The 8,900-nt window shown below is 41.4% G+C and carries 9 protein-coding genes and 1 pseudogene; 3 read left to right on the top strand and 7 right to left on the bottom strand.

Translation table 11 applies throughout. The features are described from left to right. Positions 1-148: 148 nt before the first annotated feature. The 3 genes from PN471_RS15210 to lysA form a co-directional block, all read right to left on the bottom strand. Positions 149-898 carry an isoprenyl transferase gene (locus tag PN471_RS15210; protein WP_271777574.1) on the bottom strand — a complete coding sequence of 250 codons (750 nt, stop codon included), beginning with the start codon at positions 896-898 and terminating at the stop codon, positions 149-151. After that, positions 895-1,848 (bottom strand): diadenylate cyclase CdaA, encoded by a 954-nt coding sequence (cdaA, locus tag PN471_RS15215; protein ID WP_193896563.1) that lies wholly within the window; start codon positions 1,846-1,848, stop codon positions 895-897. Before cdaA ends, PN471_RS15210 begins: the two co-directional genes overlap by 4 nt. 100 nt (positions 1,849-1,948) lie before the next feature. Further along, the gene (gene lysA, locus PN471_RS15220) at positions 1,949-3,361 is read right to left on the bottom strand and encodes a diaminopimelate decarboxylase (protein WP_271777575.1); all 1,413 of its coding nucleotides are present in this window, start codon (positions 3,359-3,361) and stop codon (positions 1,949-1,951) included. Positions 3,362-3,486: 125 nt separating this feature from the next. Between lysA and rimI the strand changes: the two genes are divergently transcribed. Further along, positions 3,487-4,008, top strand: a complete 522-nt coding sequence (gene rimI, locus PN471_RS15225) for a ribosomal protein S18-alanine N-acetyltransferase (RefSeq protein ID WP_271777576.1) — start codon at positions 3,487-3,489, stop codon at positions 4,006-4,008. A 275-nt stretch (positions 4,009-4,283) separates the two neighbouring features. On the opposite strand, the gene PN471_RS15230 is transcribed toward rimI, so the two are convergent. The 4 genes from PN471_RS15230 to petB form a co-directional block, all read right to left on the bottom strand. Then, on the bottom strand, positions 4,284-4,655 hold the full coding sequence (locus PN471_RS15230) for a hypothetical protein (protein ID WP_271777577.1): 372 nt from the start codon (positions 4,653-4,655) through the stop codon (positions 4,284-4,286). Between the two features lie 195 nt (positions 4,656-4,850). After that, entirely contained in the window at positions 4,851-5,297 is a 447-nt protein-coding gene (locus tag PN471_RS15235) for an ATP-binding protein (RefSeq protein ID WP_271777578.1), read from the bottom strand. 420 nt (positions 5,298-5,717) lie between these two features. Beyond that, the gene (gene petD, locus PN471_RS15240) at positions 5,718-6,200 is read right to left on the bottom strand and encodes a cytochrome b6-f complex subunit IV (RefSeq protein WP_193896554.1); all 483 of its coding nucleotides are present in this window, start codon (positions 6,198-6,200) and stop codon (positions 5,718-5,720) included. A gap of 285 nt (positions 6,201-6,485) precedes the next feature. Continuing rightward, a complete protein-coding gene (gene petB / locus PN471_RS15245) occupies positions 6,486-7,133 on the bottom strand; it encodes a cytochrome b6 (protein ID WP_271777579.1) in 648 nt (215 codons plus the stop codon). Between the two features lie 394 nt (positions 7,134-7,527). On the opposite strand from petB, the gene ctpA reads away from it, so the two are divergent. Beyond that, positions 7,528-8,763, top strand: a complete 1,236-nt coding sequence (gene ctpA, locus PN471_RS15250; protein WP_271777580.1) for a carboxyl-terminal processing protease CtpA — start codon at positions 7,528-7,530, stop codon at positions 8,761-8,763. Then, positions 8,759-8,900, top strand: a pseudogene (locus tag PN471_RS15255) (transposase); the annotation flags it as partial. The gene ctpA and the pseudogene PN471_RS15255, both read left to right, overlap by 5 nt.

Genomic DNA, 8,900 nt, shown 5'->3' on the forward strand with positions numbered 1-8,900 from the left:
ATTTTGTTCGTTTCGTCGCTGTAGCCTTCTTTGTTTTCGCTACGCTCAAATACAATTTGGGCTACGCAACTCAACTCACGCGCATTCATCCCACGCTCCTAAGAGTGAGACGTGGGGCTTCTGCTGATTAAGCTAAAACCCAAAATCGTCACACCTTCCCAAAACGACGTTCTCGTTGTTGATAAGCAGATAAAGCTTGATGAAATTCATGACGGTTAAAATCCGGCCAAAGAATATCAGAAATATAAATTTCACTATAAGCCATTTGCCAAAGTAGGAAATTAGATAATCGCATTTCCCCACTGGTGCGAATTAATAAATCTGGATCTGCGATTCCAGCCGTATATAAATGAGCTTCAAATACTTCTTCAGATATATCTTCCGGCTGTAGTAAATCTTCCTTAACCTTTTGAGCGATCGCCCGACAAGCCTGTAAAATCTCCTGCCTACCCCCATAATTAGTCGCAATTGTAAACCGGATACTCCGATTATCCTTAGTTTGATCCATAGAATGGGAAATCTCAGTCTGAAGAGCCTGTGGTAAAGCCGATAAATTACCCACAAACTGAATTTGCACATTTTCCTCCACCATTTCCCGCAGTTCTTGGCGTAAAACCCGCTGAAATAGATTCATCAAAAATTCCACCTCTTCCTCTGGTCTTTGCCAATTCTCCGTTGAGAAAGCATAGGCAGTTAGGGCTTTAATTCCCCAGTCCTTGCAACAGCGCAGCAAATCCTTGAGAGCATTGACACCAGCTTTATGACCCATAATGCGGGGTAGACCACGACTTTTTGCCCATCGGCCATTACCATCCATAATTACTGCGACGTGCTGAGGTAGTAATTCTTGTTTTAAATCAAGAGGTAAATATTGCAATTCAGTTTGTTGTGTTTTCATTTTTTATCTTGAGAAGCGGTCGTACCCCTACGGGTAGCGTGTCGAAGGCAAGGTAAGCCAAGTAACCGGGACATTAATTTTAGTGATTGATCACCAAGTTGACGAACTAAACTTAAAAGACCAGGTGCATGAGCTTCCCGATCTACAGTCGGAGAAAATCGAGCCTCTAAGGACTCTTTGAGCTTTTTAATAGTTAGTGGTCTATATAGAGTTCCCTTTTCCGCTAAGGAAATAGAACCCGTTTCTTCAGATACAACAACACAAATACAATTTTCGACCCTTTCAGTAATTCCCATTGCCGCCCGGTGGCGTGTTCCCAACTGCCGCGACGCTGTGCGTCCTGAAAGTGGTAGAATTATACCAGATGACACAATGCGCGAACCACGAATTAACGTTGCTCCATCATGTAGCAAGGTTTTTGGTTGAAAAATAGTTTGGATCAGTTCTTTAGAAACTTCAGCATTTAGCTTCACCCCTGGCACTGAAAAATCTTGTTCTTCAATAGGTCCTGTGGTTTCTAAAATTAGTAAAGCGCCAATCCGATTTTTTGATAACTCTTTAATTGCATCAACAATTTCATCAATTACACTATCCGACTTAGGAATTGCTCTAGCATTATTTTGAAATAACTGCCAAAATTCCCCACGTCCCAATTGTTCCAAAAAACGGCGAAATTCTGATTGCAGCGCCACAGCCATAGCCACAGCACAGCCAATCACCAATTTTTCCAGAACAAAATTTAGCAGAGGTAATCCTAACTTGCCACTGAGCGCCGAGCAAAGCATTAAGACTATAAACCCTCGCACCATCCATAATGTGCGCCGTTCACTAATAATCACCAGGATCATGTATGTCAGTGCCAGCACCAACATCATATCCAGAGTCCCAAGGAGCAAGGACTGCGACCAATCTCCCAGGTTTATCAGCCATTGCTTCCACCAATCTCTCATGACATCTGGATTCTTATAGTCATTTGTCAGTTGTCAGTCGTCAGTTGTCATTTGTCATTTGTGATTTTTTAACCACTGACCCCTGACCACTGACTACGGACTATTTAAGTCTTTCTGGTAGGCAATCCTGTCGAATCAAGTCTTGATAAGTTTCGCGCTGCAAAATTAAATTTGCTTCGCCATTTGCCACTACAACTGCTGCCGGTCGGGGGAGGCGATTATAGTTAGATGCCATACTGTAATTGTATGCACCAGTTCCCATAACTACGAGAATATCATTTGCTTCAGTTTTTGGCAGTTGGGCATTTTTAATCAGAATATCTCCCGATTCGCAATGTTTACCCGCCAATGTCACGATTTCGGTGCAAGGAGCAGATATTTTATTCGCAACCACCACCCGATAAACTGATTGATAGGTGATAGGACGGGGATTATCTGACATTCCGCCATCAATCGCCACGTAAGTGCGAATTTCGGGAATGACTTTGGTAGCACCAACTGTATAAGCAGTAACACAAGATGTGGCAATAAGCGATCGCCCTGGCTCACAGAGTAACTTTGGTAAAGGCAAATTTTCCGATATACAAGCAGCTTGTACAACTTCACAAATTGCCTTCGACCATTCCACAATAGTTGGGGGATCATCAGATTCTGTATATTTAATCCCTAAACCACCACCAACATTTAATTCTGTCACCTGCAAACCATGTTTAGCCGCATCTCTTAACCACTGCACCATCACAGCCGCTAAATCTCTATGTGGTTGACGTTCAAAAATTTGTGAACCAATATGAGCGTGTAACCCCACACAGTTTAAACTAGGCTCTTGACTCACAAAGGCAAACACCTCTTGTAAATCATTAGGATCAAAACCAAATTTACTATCTAAGTGTCCAGTGCGAATATATTCGTGAGTATGGCATTCTATCCCAGGAGTTAAGCGTAGCATGATCCGAATGGGCGAAGGAGAAGAATTTTCCATATTCTCCCCGGCTATCTTCACCAGCATATCTAATTCATGCCAGTTATCCGCTACAATGGTACATCCAGACTGAATCGCTAAAACTAACTCGTCATGAGATTTATTATTTCCATGTAAGTAAATTTTATCAGGACTCATACCTGCATTCAGCGCAGTATAAAGTTCGCCACCGGAGACTACATCAATTCCTAACCCTTCTGAGGCCACAATCGCACAAACAGCTAAACAATTCCAGGCCTTAGAAGCATAAAGTACCTGAGATTCTCCCTTGTAATATTCCTTGAAGGTATCTCGATATTGTCTACAAGCTGTCCGCAGGGTTTCCTCATCTAAAATATATAAAGGTGAAGCAAACTGTTCAACTAGGGTTGTGACATCACACCCACCGATTTCCAGATGATCATGATCATTAACTCTCGCTGTCAAAGGTAAGAGTTGTTGATTAGGAGAAATATCCGCACTGTCACCAGTTGTTGACTGTAAATATTGACGGCCAGAAAGTTGAACTTCGACAGGGTAAGTCGATACCATAACTAATAAGAGTTGTCTTTGTGAAAAATTAGGCCATGAGTATATGTCCTAATTTCCAGTTTACCCTCTCATTGGTAATGGATAATTGGTAATTGGTAATTAACCTTCCTCAATCCTCAAAAATTGTGATTTCATCCGACTTAAAAATTCAATCTTTAACCACAGATAATCTAACCGAACTATTAGAACTAGATAAAGCCTGTTTTGATGGTTTATGGACTATGGAAGGCTACCTACGAGAGTTAGAAAGTCCTAATAGTCATTTTTTGGGTTTATTTTCACCTTTTAATCACTGCGAATTGCTAGGAATGGGGTGCTTCTGGTCAATTTTAGAGGAAGCACACATTACAATTTTGGCAGTTCACCCCCAATATCATGGTCAAGGACTGGGAAAAGCTCTATTATATTCCCTGCTGCAAACTGCGGTGGATATTGGTTTGGAGAGGGCTACCCTCGAAGTCCGTGATTCTAACCACGTTGCTATTTCTTTGTATCAAAAATTTGGTTTCAAAACTGCGGGAAAACGACGGGGTTATTACAAAGATAACAATGAGGATGCCTTGATTCTCTGGCTGTCTGAACTACAACAACCACATTTTCTCAAACATCTAGATCAATGGGCAAGTTTCCTAAATTCACCCTTCTAGATTCCAACCGACAACTGACAACACCTGAGTTCGGTGTTAGGAGTTTCTCCTTCGGAGACGCTACGAGAACAGAGTTATGATTTTTTCAACGAGATCATAAGGGTTTGAGACTCATATTTGGGGTAGTTTTCCAAAAATTATCTTATGTCGAACTCAGGTGACAACTTACTAATACACTGCGGCGTAAATGAGACAACCATTCCCAATCGCTAAAAATCTTACTCCATCTTACTTTTGACTTTTGACTTTTGACTTTTGACTTCCGCCTTGCGGTGCTAATCTTCCAGTGATTGGGCTTGCACTTCAACCGCTTTTACATCAATTGTTCCCTCTGGTGTGAAGCGTTGGAATTGAAAGTTTTTAACCAATAGTTGTTCACCACAGTTAGCACATTGTACTTGGCTGTTATTTATCCCTGTTAATTCATATCCACAGACGGGACACTGGTTAGTAACTAAATTCTTTTCTAACCACCAGCGAAACCCCAAGAATGCTATCACAGGCAACAAAAACAATAACCCCAAAATAATTACTAAGGAATTAACTAACCAGCCCAATCCCAATGATGCTAATAACCAGGCGATCGCTAACAGGGTTAGCCAGGGACGGATTTTCTCAAAATTAAATTGCAATTTTTTAAAGGTCATGTCTCTTGCTTTGTGCTAATAAAATATTAACTCTTCTTTAAAAATTATTTCTTAGTGGAAAAAAAGGTTTTTTAGCTTGGTCTGATTATAACAAACACCATAAAACAACTACAAATGTAAGTAAGTTCGCTTGAAAAAACCGAGGTAGGTTACAAAAAGTAAAATCCCTGAAAGTCTTTTGGCTCTTACCTTTTGCTAATTTTGCTGTTCTTCTAAACAATATTTAACAATTAACAGGCAATTCCTACCATCTGAATCACGTTCATATACAACTTTATCCGCCAAACGGCGGAGTAAAAACCATCCATATCCACCTACTTGTAGAGTTCCCGGCGCTGGCTCAGTGATCACATCAGGATTAAATGGTTTTCCATAATCCCAAATTCTCACTTCCAGCCTATCAGTCCATAAACTGACTTGAATTTCTATAGTTGTTTCCGGTGGTAAAGCATGATGAGCATGACGAACTGCGTTGGTAAAACCTTCTGCTAAAGCTAGGTTGAGACGATAAAGTTGGCTATCTGACCAGCCATATTTAGGTAAATATTGGTGACAGAATTCTTCAAACCATTGTTGCACTGGATTTAAGAGCTTAAGATCGCTCCTTACCGTTCGATGGTCTTGCTGCACTATGCTAAGCATTGACCGTGACTTGAATAGAAAGTAATTGAACAGTAGTTGTGTTTTTGTGATTTGAGAAGTTCACATTTAGGAATGGTGATGATTAGATTAGAGATATTTTGGTTTTATAGCAACGGTCAAGGTGGTTAGGACATGAATTGTTCGTGTCAAGGTACCGTAGGTATTCATGAAACTCCATCCACAACAGGCTTTCACGCCTGACTCCCGACTCCTGCAACTCTATCCTCATCACTCATATACGCTTCCCGCAGTTTTAGTTCAGTTAGCGGCTGTTGATCTTCAAAAGTATATCTCTTGAAAAATACCAGTCACAAGTAGACCATCAAATAATTACGGCTATTTGTTCAGATATGATCCTGTATATACTCTTGAAAATCACAGACGCTACTAGATTTAGTTTTAAGTGTAACTACAACTACCTTAGAATAATCCTAAAGTTAAGGATTTGTCTAATGGCATTGCAGCACCAATACCTAACCAGATGGTAACAAGAGTACCAAAAAGAAATACTGTTGTTGCTACGGGACGGCGGAAAGGATTTTGGAACTTATTCACGTTTTCTAAAAAGGGAACGAGAATTAAGCCCAGGGGTACAGCAGCCATTGCTAACACACCTAATAGTTTACTAGGTAGTGAGCGGAGAATTTGGAATACAGGATATAAGTACCACTCTGGCAAAATTTCCAAAGGAGTAGCGAAAGGATTGGCTGGTTCACCGATGACAGCGGGTTCTAGGACTGCTAGAGCCACAATACAGGCGAAAGAACCCATAATTACGACTGGGAATATATAGAGCAAATCGTTAGGCCAAGCTGGTTCACCATAGTAATTGTGACCCATACCTTGGGCAAGTTTAGCTCTTAATTTGGGATCGCTCAGATCCGGTTTTTTTTGGGTTGACATTTCTAAATGCGCTCTCCGGCTGAAGTGAATTTAAAGTATTGATGAAAGCTATCAACAATACACCTAGCTTGAGTTTCCGATAGTAGTTTATGTCTACAACTGACAAGTTACAGCAGGTGGCATAGTTAGGAGGTACAAAATCTAAATTGAAACTTATACACAAAGCCAGTTTTACTCCTGACTCCTGACTCCTGACTCCTCAATTCTGCTGTATTTTCTCTTTAGTTTAAAACAAACTACGATGATCTGGAAACACAAGTTTCGCCTATTTGCTAATAACTTTAATTACAAAGGTCCAGAAATACCTTGTTTGCGAATCATCAAGAAGTGGAACAACATGAAGACGGCAATTAACCAAGGGAGAACGAAGGTGTGGGCGCTATAGTAGCGGGTAAGGGTGGCCTGACCAACACTAGAACCACCACGAAGTAAATCGGAGATAAGAACGCCGACTACGGGAATGGCTTCTGGTACACCACTAACAATTTTTACAGCCCAGTAACCAATTTGGTCCCAAGGGAGAGAGTAGCCTGTTACACCGAAGGAAACGGTGATAACTGCGAGGACGACACCGCTGATCCAGGTCAGTTCGCGGGGCTTTTTGAAGCCACCTGTGAGGTAAACGCGGAAAACGTGGAGAATCATCATTAATACCATCATGCTGGCTGACCAGCGGTGAATGGAGCGAATTAACCAACCGAAGTTGACTTCATTCATGATGTACTCTACGGAGGAGAAAGCTTCAGCTACGGTAGGTTTGTAGTAGAATGTCATCGCAAATCCGGTGGCGAACTGGATCAGGAAGCAGACTAGGGTAATTCCACCTAAGCAGTAGAAGATGTTAACGTGGGGAGGAACGTATTTGGTAGTGATATCATCAGCAATTTCTTGGAGATCCAAGCGTTCCTCAAACCAGTCATAGACGTTAGCCATACAATCTTAAGGTCCTAAAAATAGATTGCGGTTGATAAGTTTTGTTATGCGAAGCTTAGTCGGACATGACTATTCAACTAACCTCAGTTAGAGGGTTCGCTTCTCGCTTCATCCAAGAGAATGGGCTTCTATTTGTCCACGAGCGTAAATTTGGGTGTAACTCACCCTATCTTTGATAGATATTCCTGTCTCCTTGTCTTTACGAGCCAACGCTAACTATGTTGACTCCAAAGATGATTTTATCGTTGATCAGGAAGAATGGGCAGCTCATAAATTTGGACTAGCAACTTTATGAGAAGAATGCACTTCTTCTATAAAAAAAGTAACATAGTCGAGAGATAGATTTCATCAGCAACTGAGCATTACAGAAATTTTTAGGGAATTTGAGTCTGAGATGGCACTGAAATTAGGGTTCATTCACAAACGGGTTTGGCGGCTAGGATGGTTGCTACTATTGCTTTTCGGTTTGGTTTTGGGAGGATATGTTCCGCCGGCTTCGGCTTTGACTCCAGAACAGAAGTTAGTTTATGAAGTATGGCGAATTGTTAATCGCTCTTATTTAGATGGCACTTTTAACCATCAAAGCTGGCTTGATGTACGACAAAAGGCGTTAAAAGGGCATTTTGCTAATCATGAAGCAGCCTATACTACTATTCAGGGGATGCTGAAGAGTTTGGATGATCCTTTTACCCGGTTTCTTGATCCTGAGAAATATCGGAGTTTGCAGGTTAGCACTTCTGGAGAGTTAACTGGTGTGGGTTTACAAATTACGCTCAATCCCCAAACCGGTGTGTTGGAGGTAATTACACCTATTAACAATTCTCCGGCGGATAAGGCGGGTTTAAAACCAGGCGATCGCATTTTGCAGATTGAGGGTTTATCTACAGAGAATCTGACTCTTGATGAGGCGGCGGCGCGAATGCGAGGACCAATGGGCAGTGTGGTTACTTTGTTAATTGCCAGGGAAGGAGAACAGGACAAGGAAGTTATCTTGGTACGCGATCGCATTTCGCTGAATCCTGTTGTTGCTGATTTACGATTATCCCCCCAAGGAACCAAGATTGGTTATCTATCACTGAGTCAATTTAGTGCCAATGCCGTTACTGAGTTGGCACACGCTATTTCTATTTTAGAAAAAAAAGGCGCAGATGCCTATATTCTTGATTTAAGAAATAATCCCGGTGGACTCTTACAAGCGGGAATTGAAACTGCTCGTTTATGGTTGGACTCTGGAACAATCGTTTACACTGCCAACCGTCAAGGCATTCAGGGAACCTATGAAGCCTTTGGACCGGCTTTAACTAAAGATCCTTTAGTAATTCTCGTTAATAAAGGAACTGCCAGCGCCAGCGAAATCCTCGCAGGTGCTTTACAAGATAATCATCGCGCCCAATTAATTGGAGAAACGACTTTTGGTAAGGGTTTAATTCAATCTTTGTTTGAATTATCCGACGGTTCTGGTTTGGCGGTGACAATTGCTAAATATGAAACTCCTAACCATCGAGATATTAATAAGTTGGGAATTAAGCCAGATCAAATTATTCCCCAAACATCAATCAGCCGTGAGCAAATTGGGACAAAGGCAGATGCTCAATATCAAGCGGCTATCGAACTTTTGAGTAAAAATTAATGCCATCTTTTATGTATTAACTCAAGGATGTACATGGCGAAACTTACCCGGAGACTTTCCCCCATGGCCAACTGTATATACATATTTCCGCAATTGGCGACAAGATGGGACATGGATTAGCATCCATGACCAACTCA

It is taken from the genome of Aphanizomenon sp. CS-733/32 (genome assembly GCF_028330045.1).
Lineage (GTDB): Bacteria > Cyanobacteriota > Cyanobacteriia > Cyanobacteriales > Nostocaceae > Dolichospermum > Dolichospermum gracile.